Below are 15,168 nucleotides of genomic sequence, written 5' to 3' on the forward strand. Positions count from 1 at the left end.
TCTAAGATCCTGTTATCGTATTTATATTAAATCGCCCGCAGTTAGATTTTTTTCTAATTTAAACTGGCAGGCCGCATCTGTAATAATGGCAATGCTATTGTTCATTGCCCAATTAGGTTACAACGGTTATGACAAAATACGAGATAGCTCTGATCAGGCTTACAAACTGAGAGTTTTACTTCTGAGTGAGATCAGTAATAATCTCTTAACTCTGTCAACAGGTGGTGATGAGTCTCATGCATTTGGCACAGTAGATATTTGCATTCCTCTTCCTGAAGATGACAAAGAAGCAGTTGATAAAATGGCACTCGTCGCCACTAATCTTCACGATGAAGTTTATTACTCACAATTAGATAAGTTATCGATCTTATCAAAAGATGAATTAAACACTGTAGTAAAAAGTTATCATTCCCTCACTCGATTAAGAACACTTTCTTTGGAACTGGCATTTGTCAAACCATTACCTAATAATAAAGTAAAAATTCTACGAAGTGAGTACAGCAATCTTTATAACTCTCTTTTTGCTCTTTCATCTACGTTTGATAATGAGACTAAAAACCCCTGAGAAGATAGATTTTAGGTATTTCGTCTCTGACTGCTTCTCACGGCCTGAGTAACGCTATTAGCGTGTTTCTTCAACATTTCATTGAATTTCTTATCATCACCTGCAACGTCTCCCTGAATGATCAAGGGGGCGTTGACGGTGATATCTCCAGCAGTACTACCGCCTTTCTCCTGAGTATCGAGGAACTTAGTCAGCTTCTTGTTAGCTTCTGGCTGTACTACACGCTCACCGGCTTTCAGTACAAAACTTTTGTTATCCATACCTGCTGGCAATTCATCTACACCGCCGTGGAACTGCCCACTTGCAGCCCCCTTCGCAGTACTGATAATGCTCATACCTAACGATAGTACCTGAGCGTAGTTTGCGAGGCTTGCGGGCCAGGGCGTAGCAAGAGCCTGTGCTAATGCTGATTGTATTGAGAGTACTGTCTGAGCAATAGTAATGCCCTTACTCAATGCGAATGCCGCCTGTGCTGCCCCTGAAGATTCACCAAACGCTGCCACCATGCCATCACTTAAGGATTGGGCTGTATCGCTGAAAATAGTCAATTGTTGCTGTGCATTCTGGTTACTGATATCGATAGCCTGAGCATTATACTTTGCCGTAATCTCTGCCTTTCGCTTTTCATAATCTTCATGACCCTTCAGTAATAAATCATTCTGCTGAAGTTCTGCATTCATGGCATCCTGATTATCTTTCAGTAATTGATCGGTATTATCATAACTTAAGGGATTACCACCATTGATACGCTGATTCTGCTGATCTGTCAGGAATGATTTTTGAGTACTGTTCAGTACACCAGAAGAAATTAAGCTATTTGTATCTTTCAAACCCTGATTGGGATCTTGATAACCAACCATTGAATTGATTAAATCATTACGTTGTTTAGTACCAGAAGCATTTGCAGCATCGACATATTCTTTAAGTTGTTTTGGTGATATTCCAAGAACCTGAGCACTGTCCGTAATCGTCTTAAGAAGGGCTTTCTGTTGCCTGTCAAACTGCTGTAGGCGTACTTTGAAGCCCTCTTCCCCGACCTGAGCAAGTGCCGTTTCAAGATTACGCTGTGCCTGTAGCCTTTTTGCATCAGCCTGCTTTTGGGCTTGTTCTGCCTGTTTCCGTAGCTGATCGGCTTTCTTCTGAGCATCCTCACGTTCTTTAGCTTCGTCTTTCCAGCCTCCTTGCGGAGCCGTAACAGTAGCTATGTCACTACGAAAGTTGTTCACGAGTCCTTCAAGATTGGCCTGAGCACTGGCGTACACACTCTGCTTGCCATTATCCATACTGCCAGTTTGCAAGGCTGCACCCTGATAGTTTAAAGCCCCGGCGGTGCGTAGCTTTTCCCATATGTCTAAAAAGTCCTGTAATGACCCCTTCGACGTTTTAATCTTTTCGTTCAGATCTTCAAATAGCCCTGCTTCATGGGGCTTCTGATTGGCTGCATCCAGTACTGCATTCATTGCCCCCACGAGTGGATTCAGACCATCAGCGATAGTACCTTTGATACGGGTAGTCAGCTTATCCAGATTCTTATCGAACTCTGCATAGTTAGCTGCTGCTTCGTTACTCACGGCGGCGTTCTGGCCCTGTATGTACGTCATTGCATCGGCTTCAGTATTGAACTGCTGTAGAGTACTGATCATGTGGCTTGAATCACTTGCCAGTGTCTCCATGACGTTGACGATTTCGGCCAGTGATTTACCTGCATCCCGCATGGCATAAAACGTGTGGATCACGGCCTGCATACCGCCATCTGCTTGTTTAAGGTACTTGTTATACTGCTGTAGGTTTAGCCCGTACTCTTTAAGATCGTCACTAACACCGCCCCCGGCACGGAACGCATCACCAAGTTTATCGAGCGTATCCTTGTTGAAATCCCCAAACTTATCCATTTCAAGGCCAAGACCGCTAAACGCCGCCGATAGCTGCTGAAGCTGCATCACGGACAATCCAGTACTACGACTGATTTCATTCATTTCGCGGACATATTCGCGGCTTGAATTGACCAGTGCAGTAAGACCGCCAATACCAATTGCAGCAGCCCCCGCTAATCCCGTCATTGCCGTACCGAAACCGCCAGCAAGCCCACTAAAACTGCCAGTGAGATCTTCAATTACACCGCCAGCATTTGAACCGAATTCTTCAAGTGATGAGGTGCCTTGTCGCAAGGCACGCTGTAAACCTGACGTATCCCCGTCAATATCAAAACGAATTCTATTATTATTTGCCATTCTTCTTTCCTAATACCTGATTCCTGATAGCGTCACCGATTGATTTAATATCATTGGCCTGAGCTTCTTTTTTCTTCTGTTCTTTCACTTCTGCTTTTTCTTGTGTAGTGAGATCGCTATTGAGAACATCCAGAAAATCAAAATCAGCAACTTTGATACTACGCCGTGCCTCTGGCGTGAGATTCCCATTACTTATCGTGGTGTAATAGCACTGATAAGCATGTTTCAACATCTCAATTTGCGTACCTGTCGGTTCTATATAGACATCGTAAACCATAAGCATATCGAGTACTTCAGGATCTAAATTAAAGTACTCATCTGGTGATAAACCACGTTTATTGACCATTTTACAGAAGTACCGCAGATGGCTATCACTTCTTACTTTTTTTCGACTTCATCCACTGGATTACTGTCACTGACGAGTTGAATGATTGCCTGATAGATTTTGCCCTGCATAACATAATCAATACTGTTAACATTAATACGCCCATCAATATCTTCACCAGAGAAAATAGGATCACCATTTTCATCTTTAACACAAAGAATGAGAGTATTTGCCACATCAGTACAGCTTGCGAAATCGCGACCACTTGGACGGTGGATGTAGAGCGTGAAGCCTTCGATCTCAAATGGTTTTAGCTCAGGTTGTAGTTTCTTTTTTAGTTCCATTAAATTCATCTGTTATCTCCTTATACGAAAAAGGGAAAGTTAATAACCTTCCCTTTATTTATTAAATTATGGAGTTTCAGTAATCAGTCCTGAATCAATAGCAGCACCATCTACAGCAAGCGTGAAGGTCTTAGTTACGACTTCATCCTTGTCACCTCCGATAGTCGTACTCGACACGAAACAGGTGTAGATAACGTAGAATCCTGTTGTTTTAGTGGCATCTTCAAAATAGCTGAGTTTGATCTGACAACGTTTCTGATCATCGGCCAGCTGTTCTAACTTTTGGTGTACTTCATTATCTGGCAAGTAGTTAACTGCAAGACTAATATCAGGGATTGATTTAGTACCTAATAGTTTCCGGTCATACGCGTTATTAAATGTTTTTACAGTAATTACTGTACTTTCAAAGCCTGAAGTCGTGAAGGTATTCACTTCGGGGATTACTTCAAAATCCGTTGCAATAGTACTGCCAGCACTTGTACCTACTTCGACCTGTAGGTTAGCACCAGCAAAAATATCCATAGCCATATTTATATCCTTATAAGAATTGAATTGACGGGATAAATCCATTTATCCCTTTTATATTTATTTATTATCAAGTAGTGATTGTACAAGTACTTTCAATGTTTCAATTTCGGCTGCAAGTTCATCATTCTTTATTTTTAGTGCCTTGATAGCAGCAAGGCCATCTAACATCATGGGTGTTTCATCGAGATGATAGAGATCACCGACTTCTTTAACGTATTGTGGATCAATATTCATAATCTGCTGTGAAACCACACCACGTCTTGGTGTTTGATCCTCATCAGATTTAAAAGTGAAGTTCACAAAATCCATTTGCGATATATTATTGAGTGCAATATTAAGATCTAATTGTTCACCAATATTCTTTGCTCTTTCATCGGAAACTGAAGATGTTGTTATTTGTGCCCACGCTCCCCATGCGGCAACATTCGTTTGTATCCGAGAATAGATACGATTCGACGTATCATAAAAACGTTGTTGATACCATTGATTGGTTGTTCCCATTGCTGAAGTGCCACCGACATTTAAACCCTGAGTTGCCTGTGTAAATAATGAGCCATAGATATTTCCGCTTAATGGACCATTTGACCACGTACCGCCGACAGCTTGCCACCCCTGATTAACAACATTCATATCAGTACCAGTAGCTGCTTGTGATGAGCCAGTAGGTGCAAGCCCGCCATTATATGAGACTTTAACCAGTCCCTGGCTTGGTCGGTCAAACTCGATTGCAACCTGCCCTGTATTACTATTTTGTTGTCTCCAGAATATAGTCGGAGTTAGTGCGTCGTTAACTTCAAATCGAACTTTATAGCCAATAGTTGATGGTGTAAAACTTGTGGATAGAAAGTCAATCGCGGGCCAGGTTTCACGCGTAATAACCAATGAATTGTATATTGATTGAACTGTCGAAAAATTATTTGAACGATCTAATGTTGGCACTTCATGAAACTGCCATAAATCAGTTGGTGTAGCTTGTCCTGCGGCAAAGACTCTGTTTCCGTCCGGTTGTACAAATAATCCTGCATAAGACGGAGAACCATCGAACTGTGCAATGAAACCAGCACCACCGAATGTACCTGGACTACCAACAGTTGAACCAGTGATTCTTGCGAAACCTTTGTATTGTTCAGCATTAGCCATATCGCTGATATGTCTTGGATCTTGCCCTATACCGATTGCTGAAAGCGTTCCTGCTTTCGAATACACATCAAGTGCTGTTTGAGCTTCCAGTTTCGTAGCTGAACCAGTACCACCATTACTGATCGGCACAATGCCAGTAACATTACTCGCTGTACCTGAGACATTACCCTGAATAGTACTTGTGAATGTTTGTACACCGTTCCACGTGTTAGAAGTCGAGAGCAACGGAACAGTACTACCTGATGTACCAATGTTTGTTGTCGCTGCCGTACCAAGCCCTAAAGCTGTACGTGCTGCCGCTACCGTCGTAGCCCCTGTACCGCCACTCGTTAAGGGTAATGCCGTAGATAGGGATAGCGACGATAAAGCTGCCGTACCGCCAGTGATAGCGACTGCGTTAGCATTCTGCGTCGCGAGGCTACCTAACCCGAGATTAGTACGTGATATTGCTATGTTCGCAAGATCCGAAAGGTTCGATGTGATTTTAAGCTGTGCATCATTCGTTACGCTGGATAAGCCAAGATCCCCTTTATCAAGGATGATATTACTGCTTAATGGCTTGCCGTTAACCGTTGTGGTTTTTTGTACATAATTCTCACTAAAAGTATCGACTTCGCCCTTTGAATAAACATCCAGATTGTTACGGGCTTCTTCAATATCAGTTAGATCAGAAAGGTTATTACCGATCGCCAATTGTGCATCGTCAGTAACGGAGCCAAGACCAACATCATCTTTCGAAAGTACTACATCATCACTGAGTACATGCCCGTTGATCGTTCTGCTATCCGGTACACTGCCTGTGTCTGAACTCGTCAGTACCACATCATCAGAAAGTACATGGCCATTAACGGTACGTTCTACAGGAACAGCACCAACATCACCCGGAGTCAGAACAATGTCAGTACTCAGTTGCTTGCCGTTTACCGTTCGAGTGAGAGAAACATAGCGTGCGTCCATCTGTGTAGCGGTATAGATACGAGTCCACGCTGTAGTGGCATTCTTCGCATAGATACTTAGCGTTCCCGATTTCGTCATTGCAAGGGAACTGACAGACGAGCCATCAACAAGACCCATGCCCATCATGTCGGCCCCGGCAGGATTGCCCGCCTGTGTAGACGGTACTTTGATAAAACTGTTCCCTGTAGGGATAGCCGGTGCGTACTGAGGAACATCTGTTGTGTTTGAACCTACACCATAATCTCCCTGATAGACCGGAAGTAACGCCGTAATCGCCTGACTACGGGCAACAACATCAGTTGGGGTAAATTCATAGGTTTTGGTTACTACGCTATCCTTATCCCCGGAGAGTTGTGTACTGGTAATCGCCCCGTTCACCATTGCATAAGTTAACTGGCTGCCCTCTTCCTGATAGGCAATGGTTAGCTGGAACACATCCTGATTTTCTGCTGCTTCATCCAGAAATTGATGTGTAGAATCATCGGGGAGGTAATTAACAACAATATCAAGTGGATTAGCGGATTTCTCTGCAAGTAATTTACTGTTATATGTGCTGTTGTAGGTGTCGTACTGATTCACCTCTGATTCAATCTCCAGTACTGGAAATTCTGCCACTTCATTAATCTGGACGTTGCCAATTCCCTGTGGTGATCTGTTCCCCGTATCGGTGTTATATGATAATGAAAGTCCATTACCTGTAAAAATATCTGCCATTTTAAATCCTTTTAGTTATCTTGTTTTCTCCGTAACTTGAATATTTATCGTGAATGACAGACTTACAGAGCCAGATACGGGATCTGTTACTATGTCGCTTTGTTCATATGAATAAGAAAGAATAATCAATCCAGCATCTTTAAATGACTGTGACTTTTGCTCATCAAAGGTACTGATAATCTGGTCATAAGTAATTGAAGGAGCCGTATTAGTACTCACTGGCTTTGGACTAACAAGGTACTGAATAGCAAATGATGCCGATTGTCTTTGATTGCCAAAATTAATACTACTCAATGAATAATCGAATGCAATTTGTGTAAACACATCCTTATCACGAGAAGCCGTCAGGTTCTTTGAAGCATTAATCAGTTGATTCATTGTTTGCCGTACTTTACTGACTAATTCCATTAGTAATCCTCCGCAAATGATTGCCCTGATTGCGTTCGGTAAAACACATTCACCATCCCGGAGTGATCATCTTCAATGTTATAGACAACCTGATTAATGCCATCAATTATCAGTACTGAATTAAGTGCCACGTTAGCAGTAACTAAATCCTCTTTTTTCATACTTACATATGTTTCTGTGCTTTCGATAAATCCACCACCACTATCAATAGAAACGGGAAGTACTTCTACAATGCCAGTAAAAGTACTTCCCGTAGAAGTCTGGATTATTTGACCAAAAGCATTCAGAAACGCATTACATTGCGATTCTTTAAACGCTCTCATAATTAATCCTTATTATGCCTTGATAGTTAGCTGTACGAATGCATCAGCATGGGCAATTGCTACATCTGTAAAATCCCAAACGCGGTATACAATTGTTGCAGAAGAACGATAAGTAGTATCGTCAAAATCAACTTCCTGACCTTCCCAATTAGCGATAATGACATTATCAAACTGACCAATCAAAATAGTATCGTCTTCAATAAATTCAGAAACGACTACCTGTACTTCGTCATTTAGCCACATTGCATCTGCACGGAATCCCTCAACCATTGCTACAGCAGCAGTATTATCGAGTACCTTAGTCTGACGCATTTTGGATAGCATTTTACTGTTCATCACAGCCTTGCAACGACGAACGTCAACATTAGCAGAACCCAATTGAGCTACAGCACCCTGTACATCAGCCTGGGTTAATACACCAGCATCAGCAGATTCAACAACTGGAGCAGCCGCAGCAATCTTATCGAATACGGATTGTTCAAGACCCTGAGCGGCATAGCGGAGTAACTCTGCCTGTACGAATGTCTCAATGTTTGGAGCCGTTAGGATCGCCGTCTTACTGACAGGGATAGCACCAGCAAATGTTTTTGGTGTAAGTACGACTTTTGAGAAGGAAGCGATAGAATCGACAACGGTTTCACCTTCTGCATAGAATTTGAATACTGGTGCGACACCATCAGCTTTAGGGATCGCAAGATTGCCACGACCAGCAAGGCCACTGTACACAGTCGGGTTAAGTTCACCGAGTGAGGATAGTTTTAGTAGTTCTGGAATGTACTGATCCTGTAGATCTTCGACGACCAGACCCGTAGCAGTACTGGTATTGGTTGAAGGTACTACGGCACGTACAAAACCATTTAGGCCACGTTCATATGCTTCAAGTGCTGATTTATCACCAGTTTTGATAGCACGCACCATATCCTTAATTAGATTTTTTTCCATTGTTTTGATTTCCTTATCATGAACAGGATTTTTGTTATCATTTAAATGACGTTTAAATTCGGAGACGGTAATTCCTTTACCAATGGCTTCCGACACATCAATATTTAGTACTTTACCGATGGAAGTTAATTCGCGTTGGCGTTCTAATTCTGCTTCGGTTAATTCATTACTATTTACTGTTTCTTCTACAGTTGTGAGTTTATTTAGTAGTTCTGGACGATTAGCGATAATGGCTAACAGTTCTTCATCACTGTGTTCTTTTGGTGTTTCAACTTCAATTTCCTGAGTAATTTCCGTCTCAACAGATTTGTTCTGTTCTTCCATGAGTTCTTCCTTTTGAATTGTTTCACTGGTTGTATTTAGTGATTCAGGTTCAATAGGCTTTTCATTTGTTTCGAGAGAACGACCAATTCCCGCATTGGTATCAGCAGGTACAGTAACTAAACTGATTTCATAGATTTCAAATTGCGTAACATAGATGTTATTAGCCTCAATTCGATAATCATTAATGTTGTAGCCAATACTGATATGCTGGAGGATTCCTTCCTGGATCATTTCCCACATATCACTCGCTGTAGTACTAATCTTTAAAGTCGCTCTGCCTACCCGGTCTGTATCCATTTGAGCCGAAACAACAGCACCAATAAGATCATCACGATTATGGTTATAAAGTACTGCACCATTGTTATTCAGGCGGCGTAGGTCTGCGTTTTCTGAGCCACACAAAAGAATTTCGTTATAGACTTCGCCATTGATTTCACGTTCTACTGGCATTTCTGAGCAAAAGGCGACATCGATAGTTCGCGATTCTGTATTAATCGCCTGTAGGGGTATCGTTAGCTCCCTCTTCTTGTTCCTTATTTCCATTCTGGTTAACTTCCTTGTTAATATTCTCTTCTTTTTCTTTAGCTATCTCCGCTAATACCTTCACTGGATCACCGCCCAGTTCTGCGATAACTTGTGTTTTGGATTTAAGACCTGCATCGAGTTGCATGACTTCAGCCTGAATATCCTTCACTGGATCAAGACTGATTGGTTTCTGAGAAATAAAACGAGCACAAATAAGATCATCAAAATCTGAGAAACTAAGATTTAATGTATTATTGTGTAGCATTTCATTTTTCAGCCATGCGGCATAAATTGGCTTCAGTACTTTACTGATGAGTACATTTGTTCTGGTACGGAATGTCGTAACCTGGAGTTTTTCTGTAAGTCGTGCTGCACTGAATGATGCATTAGAGGTATCAGATAATAGTGCTTGTTTAGTAACGTTAAGACCCATACTGATTTGGTTCATCAATTCGTTCGTAAAAACATCAATTCCATCGACACCATTTGTTGGCGTAATCGTTTTAATATCCTGACCTTCACCAAGTTCACCGATAAATCCCGCTTCAAAGTACTCTGTATATACAGGAGTGACTTCCTCACGATTGTCATCAATGAGATCTACTTGAGTGGTATCACTGTTGTTCGTGATAAATGCCATACTCGAAGCACTCACACGTTTTGCCGTTAATGCCGCTTCAGTGAAGTTCTGTAAGTCGGTCATTAATTTACTGGTAGCAACCATATCGGGAATGCCCCGTTCCTGCCCCTGTATATCGGCAATGAAGTAATGACAAATTTCATTTGCGGGAATAACTTCGTAATCAGTTGTATTGAACTGATAGTTAACAGGATTGAAAGTACAGAAATAGTAATTCACCGGACGATGGTACTTATCGAACTCAATACCGTTACTAATATAGTTACCATTAGACATGAACTGATTATTAAGCTGTGTTAATCGTGCAGCATCGATAATTTCAATTTGAATCTGTCCATTATTTGTATGGATTCGAATAAAACATTCCCCATCCTGTACCCGAATCTTCTCGACCGTCTGCTGGAATAAGTCGAAACTCAATGCTCCATCAATGCTAAAGCGGTCTGGATTGTATGCCCATCGGTCAAACAGTTTTTCTAACTGCTGGTTAATCTCGTTAAGTACTGCATCATCTTGTTCAAGTTCTACGGCGGGTTTTACATATACCCCATCACTGCCCACTACCCCATCTACCGAAAGGTTCATATACTTACGACCTATCGGATTTTTCAAAATTGCATCACGACTAAAAGCACGGAATGTAGGCAACGCTTTCATCAACAGAAAGTTAATATTACCTCCCGTATTTGCATTGAACCCAAAATTCATTACTGACGTATTACGTGCTGCCTGAATATCTTTCTTCAATGTACTTGATTGTGCATTACGCTGACGTAGTTTCTTTGGTACTGGCTGTGGTTGTTTCTCTTCTTTCTTCTTCCAGAACATTATCGAGTACTCCATGTATTAGGTTTAAACACGGTAATACTCTTGATTGGTTTTCCGTTTCCTGAGACGTTAATTCCATTCATCTTCGCCCATAAAGCGTTTGCACGTTTCACATAACGTTCACGCATAGATTCAAGAGAGCTAAGAGATTCACTTACTAATGTTTTATTATTAATTGTTATGCTGTAATTCGCACCACCAGAAATCTTTACTGCAATAACCTGATCAATTTCATCAATCATCCCTTTCAGTTTTGCGTATTCATTAGTATGCATAACAGGGTTGATTACTTCGGAGGTAAAGGTACTCACACTGTTATTAGTAATTTGAGTACAGAATAGTGTTTCACTTGCTGTATCAATTTCTAACGTTAGAGTAAATTCCCTTGAAGTATCAGACTGTAGATTATCGAATGAAATACTTTGACCGGATGAAGTAAAACTTACTACAAGTATTGTTCTGGCGGGTAATGTTACAGCCAGATCATATGGGTTGCTGACCATATAGATCTTTTCTGATAATAGTGCCATTTAATATCCTTATCATTTGCCGAACCAATTACTCCCCATGCCACTACGCCTGCGTTTTGCTGGTTTTGTCGTTGTGGGTGTTGGTTCTTCATTTTTATTTATAGCTTCCTTGCTATATTTAGTATTTTCGTTCGCCTTAGCTTTATGTTCGCGTAATTTTCTGAAAGGTTGAGTACCTAATTTACTTTGTGCATAAACTACTGCGATCATTCCATAGACCAGACAATCAAGGGCTTCATTACGTTTCTGCCCTTTCTTTAATCGCCATACTAATTTGCCACCAGTGGGTTTTAATTCTTCGGCAGATAGTTGTTCAAAGTAATCAGAAGGGAGAGTACTGCTAAAGCGTAACTGCACAGGGGCTTGATCCCCCTGTTCTGTTAGCATGAGATTGAGTAGCTTACGTATCGCATTCTTCTGCTCATGTACGTTTAGGATCTGTAGCTTGTACCCGGCCTGTGTGGATTGCTTGAACAAATCGCCAGTAGTGGAACTACTACCCTTAATGGGATGGTATTTAGCCCAACGAGCTGTGAACTTCTTAACCGTATCAGTAGCGTTACCGTTCGAACTATCCACGAATACCGCCAGTGTCGGAACTATGCGGCATGATACAGTACTGAAATCCTGCCTACAGAATTGATCTAACTCTTTCCATGCCGGGCTTTCAATCTTCGTACAATCGTGGCCGTAGAAGAACTCATGACCAAGTACATAAATGTTCTTCTCATCGAAGCCGAGTACCGTAGCCTCGAGACGATCTAATTGCTGGTCTACGGCTATCGTAACGCCTAAAGTACTTTCAGGAATGGTATGAAGGTTAAATTCATCTTCACGCAACGATTCAAGTTGAAGAATGTCTAATTCTTTCTTATATTCATCCTCATAAGGTAATCCCAATTCGTTATTATAGAACGTCTGTAAATTGAAGTTATAAAGAGCATCGGCATATTTACTGACCATTTCAGTAATTGTATTTAATGGTGAATACATACGGCTGATTTGATAACCCACTACCCCCGGCTCACCATCTGAACTGGTGGCAATCCATCGACCTTTATCGATCATCTGATGGCGTGTATGCTCATCTACCTCTCCCTGACAATGTGGGCAAATTAAACGAGTTGTAGTACTGTCAGGTATTGCCCTACCGTTCTCTAATGTTTTAAACGTGAAAGCAACCTGCTCCCATTCAAATGTATATTCATGACCGCAAAAATGAGTAACAAAGTACCGACGTTTATCACTGAGATTATATTCAGCATTAATCAGATCATCTTTATATAGTGGAGTACTTGATACCACTACAAGAGAATCATCACCAAAGGTACTGGTACGTGCTTCGGCTAATTTTATTGGATTACCTTCATCCGTAATCTCACAATTACTAACTTCGTCAAAGTAACACCATACGGCAAGTAATCCCGCGTAGATTACCCGGCGTGTTTAAATTCAGCCAATATATAAAAGTACCGTTAACTAATTGCGTCTGTTTCGCATTGTTTGCTGCATTCTTATCATTTTTATCTGTGACTAAAGGCTTGAGTACCTCACTGGTTTCAATTGCAGGAAGAAATTTACCATCTTTAAACTTTTTCACTTCGGATTCAGAACTGCTACCAAATGCGAAGTTACAGGGATCATTCGCCATCGCACCAAATGCAATTGATTGCAGGACGGTAGTTTTCAAAAGTTGGCTGCATGACTGAAGTACAATCTTCTTAGTACTTCTCAGTTGGGCAATATCCATTGGTTCTTTTTGAAAACTAAATGGAATCCAGTCAAGCCCCATATTCGGGCCATCAACAAATTTCACTACGCCTTTACTAATCCATTCACTCGTATTCTGGATTTTCGGCGGTTGTATTGTCGGTAGTACTTTCTGTAATATCCTCGTAAGTTTTATTTTGTTCGTTTCCATATTCTAATATTTCTTCATCCGTGGGTAGTTCAAATTCCATTGAACCTAATTGATATAATGTTTTATCTATCTCCGTTTTCAATAAATCACGCAGATCTTTTGCATCTGTTTGTGCAAATAGTTCAAGGTATGCTTTAGAAGGGATTGCCCTCATTGCCGTTTTTACCTGAAAGAGATACTCAGTCAGTACTTGTTCAATATATGCAGTACTGATTACTTCACCATTCTTTTCGTCAAGTTCAAGTTCGGCTAATGCCGCTTCTGCTTTTAACTTCTTTAATCTTTCTTGTTCTATCTGTTCTTTCGTATCAGTATTACGTAATGGAGCAAGGACATTCTCACGTATCCATTCGTAAATTTCAGGTTCTGTTTTAGTACAGTCTAATCCCCTGTTCACCCAATCGCGGCTAATAACGGAAACGTCATAACCATAGCGGCGTGATAACTCGCTATACGAAATTGACAGGTTGATTTTATTTGTTCTTGTCTTAGGCATAAAAAAGTCCTCCTGACTTATTTATCAGGAGGACTATGTTTTGTGTACATCTAAAATGTCACATACGATTCAAAGCATCCGATGCCGAAAACTCGCATTGACAATCAGGCTGACGGAGTACCTTAATTATTAGCTTCACTTAATTAACTTGATTAAAATCACTTACTTTTCATTTTACATTATCATTATTGCAATGTAATATCGAAAGCACATACACATTGCCGTCACAAAGGAATATCCAAATTGGTAAAAAATGTCTACTTCGACGAATCAGGGTTTACAGGTAATAACTTACTTTCTAAAGACCAGCCTTTTTTTAGTTATGCAGCAGTCATAACTGATGAAGAAGAAAGTAAACAGTTTGTAGATTACATAATACAAAAGTACTCGATTGCAGCCGGAGAGCTAAAAGGTAGCACTCTCGTTAATAGCAAGAGACTTCAACCAGCCGTAGATGAGATACTTAATCATTTCCGTGGTCGTATGCGTGTGGTTGTTAACGAAAAGAAATATGCCCTTTCAGGGAAATTCTTTGAATATATTTTCGAGCCAGTATTAGCTGCTAAAAGCTCAATATTTTACAACCTTAAATTTCACCTATTTATCTCTAATATAATGTATTTTTCTTTAATAGCTAAGGATGAGTATTCTGAACTATTGCATTCTCGATTTGAAGATTTTTCACGAGGTAAAATATTGGTTAATAGTTTTATCGAACCAGTTATTGGTACTAAAAACTCTGAAATTATGATGGACATTCATGATTTCGCCAAACATAACATTTCAATAATTGAAGAGGAATATGAAGGTCTTGAGGGAACTGGGTTTGATAAGTGGTTGTTAGATTTGACAACTACTTCTCTTTATAATCTCTTATGCGATATGAGTAGTAGGTTTGGTACATTGAGGGCTATATGTGACAGTTCAAAACCATTAATCACCCATCAGGAATCATTCAATGAGATGATAGGTAATGATGAAATTGTGTTCGAGACCTACAATAATAAAAAAGTCCCGATCACATTCAAACTCTCTGAGCCGATAATCCTTTCTGATTCTAAAGTCACGCATGGTATTCAAATTGCTGATGTGATAGCTGCGGCCAGCATTTATGTGCTTAATAAGAAAAAATCCAAAGAAAGATATCACGCAAAATGGCTAACTCATTTCGAAGATGAGATTTTTTATTGGCAATGTTGTGTTGTTCCCACACCAGAAAACCTTGACCCTAAAAATGTCAACAGCTATTTGAATAGATATATATTGCAAGAAATTGCTGAACGAAGCAGAAAATCAATACCTGTTTTAGATGATATTGAAAAGGATATCATACGAATTTCCAGAACATTAGCAATGGTGCGTTGAAGTATATATCCTCATGCTGTGTTATTATCACCAGCGGCATGAGTATATCATATGCAATTATT

Annotated in this window: 15 protein-coding genes; 2 read left to right on the plus strand and 13 right to left on the minus strand. The window is 40.5% G+C overall.

The window, feature by feature from the left end; genetic code table 11:
* Positions 1 to 85 precede the first annotated feature (85 nt).
* Entirely contained in the window at positions 86 to 565 is a 480-nt protein-coding gene (locus tag IB144_RS16050; protein ID WP_125049973.1) for a hypothetical protein, read from the plus strand.
* 11 nt (positions 566 to 576) lie between these two features.
* Here the strand turns inward: IB144_RS16050 and IB144_RS16055 are convergent, their stop codons facing one another.
* Genes IB144_RS16055 through IB144_RS16115 form a run of 13 tightly spaced genes read right to left on the minus strand, consistent with a single transcriptional unit; the run spans position 577 to position 13,741 of the window.
* Positions 577 to 2,796 (minus strand): hypothetical protein, encoded by a 2,220-nt coding sequence (locus IB144_RS16055; protein WP_023328028.1) that lies wholly within the window; start codon positions 2,794 to 2,796, stop codon positions 577 to 579.
* Positions 2,786 to 3,142, minus strand: coding sequence for a hypothetical protein (locus IB144_RS16060; RefSeq protein WP_032435855.1), 357 nt, complete (start codon positions 3,140 to 3,142; stop codon positions 2,786 to 2,788). The genes IB144_RS16055 and IB144_RS16060 overlap by 11 nt, the downstream gene beginning before the upstream one ends.
* 32 nt (positions 3,143 to 3,174) lie before the next feature.
* Positions 3,175 to 3,474 (minus strand): hypothetical protein, encoded by a 300-nt coding sequence (locus tag IB144_RS16065; RefSeq protein WP_023328030.1) that lies wholly within the window; start codon positions 3,472 to 3,474, stop codon positions 3,175 to 3,177.
* Positions 3,475 to 3,531: 57 nt separating this feature from the next.
* On the minus strand, positions 3,532 to 3,993 hold the full coding sequence (locus IB144_RS16070; RefSeq protein ID WP_032435856.1) for a phage tail tube protein: 462 nt from the start codon (positions 3,991 to 3,993) through the stop codon (positions 3,532 to 3,534).
* A 57-nt stretch (positions 3,994 to 4,050) separates the two neighbouring features.
* Entirely contained in the window at positions 4,051 to 6,804 is a 2,754-nt protein-coding gene (locus tag IB144_RS16075; RefSeq protein WP_023328032.1) for a tail fiber domain-containing protein, read from the minus strand.
* A gap of 15 nt (positions 6,805 to 6,819) precedes the next feature.
* Positions 6,820 to 7,212: a hypothetical protein gene (locus IB144_RS16080; protein ID WP_071836344.1), complete on the minus strand. Its 393-nt coding sequence runs from the start codon at positions 7,210 to 7,212 to the stop codon at positions 6,820 to 6,822.
* Entirely contained in the window at positions 7,212 to 7,535 is a 324-nt protein-coding gene (locus tag IB144_RS16085) for a hypothetical protein (RefSeq protein ID WP_023328033.1), read from the minus strand. The genes IB144_RS16080 and IB144_RS16085 overlap by 1 nt, the downstream gene beginning before the upstream one ends.
* Positions 7,536 to 7,547: 12 nt before the next feature.
* Entirely contained in the window at positions 7,548 to 9,344 is a 1,797-nt protein-coding gene (locus IB144_RS16090) for a phage major capsid protein (protein ID WP_023328034.1), read from the minus strand.
* Positions 9,292 to 10,794 carry a phage portal protein gene (locus IB144_RS16095; RefSeq protein WP_023328035.1) on the minus strand — a complete coding sequence of 501 codons (1,503 nt, stop codon included), beginning with the start codon at positions 10,792 to 10,794 and terminating at the stop codon, positions 9,292 to 9,294. The genes IB144_RS16090 and IB144_RS16095 overlap by 53 nt, the downstream gene beginning before the upstream one ends.
* Positions 10,794 to 11,324 carry a hypothetical protein gene (locus tag IB144_RS16100; protein WP_023328036.1) on the minus strand — a complete coding sequence of 177 codons (531 nt, stop codon included), beginning with the start codon at positions 11,322 to 11,324 and terminating at the stop codon, positions 10,794 to 10,796. Before IB144_RS16100 ends, IB144_RS16095 begins: the two co-directional genes overlap by 1 nt.
* A 12-nt stretch (positions 11,325 to 11,336) precedes the next feature.
* Entirely contained in the window at positions 11,337 to 12,758 is a 1,422-nt protein-coding gene (locus tag IB144_RS16105) for a terminase gpA endonuclease subunit (RefSeq protein ID WP_306293159.1), read from the minus strand.
* A complete protein-coding gene (locus tag IB144_RS16110; RefSeq protein ID WP_228963392.1) occupies positions 12,721 to 13,140 on the minus strand; it encodes a phage terminase large subunit family protein in 420 nt (139 codons plus the stop codon). Before IB144_RS16110 ends, IB144_RS16105 begins: the two co-directional genes overlap by 38 nt.
* A 19-nt stretch (positions 13,141 to 13,159) precedes the next feature.
* Positions 13,160 to 13,741: a terminase small subunit gene (locus tag IB144_RS16115; protein ID WP_023328038.1), complete on the minus strand. Its 582-nt coding sequence runs from the start codon at positions 13,739 to 13,741 to the stop codon at positions 13,160 to 13,162.
* A 243-nt stretch (positions 13,742 to 13,984) separates the two neighbouring features.
* Between IB144_RS16115 and IB144_RS16120 the strand changes: the two genes are divergently transcribed.
* The gene (locus tag IB144_RS16120; protein ID WP_023328039.1) at positions 13,985 to 15,106 is read left to right on the plus strand and encodes a DUF3800 domain-containing protein; all 1,122 of its coding nucleotides are present in this window, start codon (positions 13,985 to 13,987) and stop codon (positions 15,104 to 15,106) included.
* The last annotated feature ends 62 nt before the right edge of the window (positions 15,107 to 15,168 follow it).

This window comes from Klebsiella sp. K4 (assembly GCF_014596785.2).
In the GTDB taxonomy this organism is placed as follows: domain Bacteria; phylum Pseudomonadota; class Gammaproteobacteria; order Enterobacterales; family Enterobacteriaceae; genus Klebsiella; species Klebsiella pneumoniae.

Excerpts from the sequence above, each read along its gene's own strand:
- IB144_RS16095 (WP_023328035.1), bottom strand. The coding sequence starts at position 10,794 with ATGTTCTGGAAGAAGAAAGAAGAGAAACAACCACAGCCAGTACCAAAG.
- IB144_RS16050 (WP_125049973.1), top strand. The coding sequence starts at position 86 with ATGGCAATGCTATTGTTCATTGCCCAATTAGGTTACAACGGTTATGAC.
- IB144_RS16115 (WP_023328038.1), bottom strand. The coding sequence starts at position 13,741 with ATGCCTAAGACAAGAACAAATAAAATCAACCTGTCAATTTCGTATAGC.
- IB144_RS16070 (WP_032435856.1), bottom strand. The coding sequence starts at position 3,993 with ATGGCTATGGATATTTTTGCTGGTGCTAACCTACAGGTCGAAGTAGGT.
- IB144_RS16085 (WP_023328033.1), bottom strand. The coding sequence starts at position 7,535 with ATGAGAGCGTTTAAAGAATCGCAATGTAATGCGTTTCTGAATGCTTTT.
- IB144_RS16060 (WP_032435855.1), bottom strand. The coding sequence starts at position 3,142 with ATGGTCAATAAACGTGGTTTATCACCAGATGAGTACTTTAATTTAGAT.
- IB144_RS16065 (WP_023328030.1), bottom strand. The coding sequence starts at position 3,474 with ATGAATTTAATGGAACTAAAAAAGAAACTACAACCTGAGCTAAAACCA.
- IB144_RS16075 (WP_023328032.1), bottom strand. The coding sequence starts at position 6,804 with ATGGCAGATATTTTTACAGGTAATGGACTTTCATTATCATATAACACC.
- IB144_RS16090 (WP_023328034.1), bottom strand. The coding sequence starts at position 9,344 with ATGGAAATAAGGAACAAGAAGAGGGAGCTAACGATACCCCTACAGGCG.
- IB144_RS16100 (WP_023328036.1), bottom strand. The coding sequence starts at position 11,324 with ATGGCACTATTATCAGAAAAGATCTATATGGTCAGCAACCCATATGAT.
- IB144_RS16055 (WP_023328028.1), bottom strand. The coding sequence starts at position 2,796 with ATGGCAAATAATAATAGAATTCGTTTTGATATTGACGGGGATACGTCA.
- IB144_RS16080 (WP_071836344.1), bottom strand. The coding sequence starts at position 7,212 with ATGGAATTAGTCAGTAAAGTACGGCAAACAATGAATCAACTGATTAAT.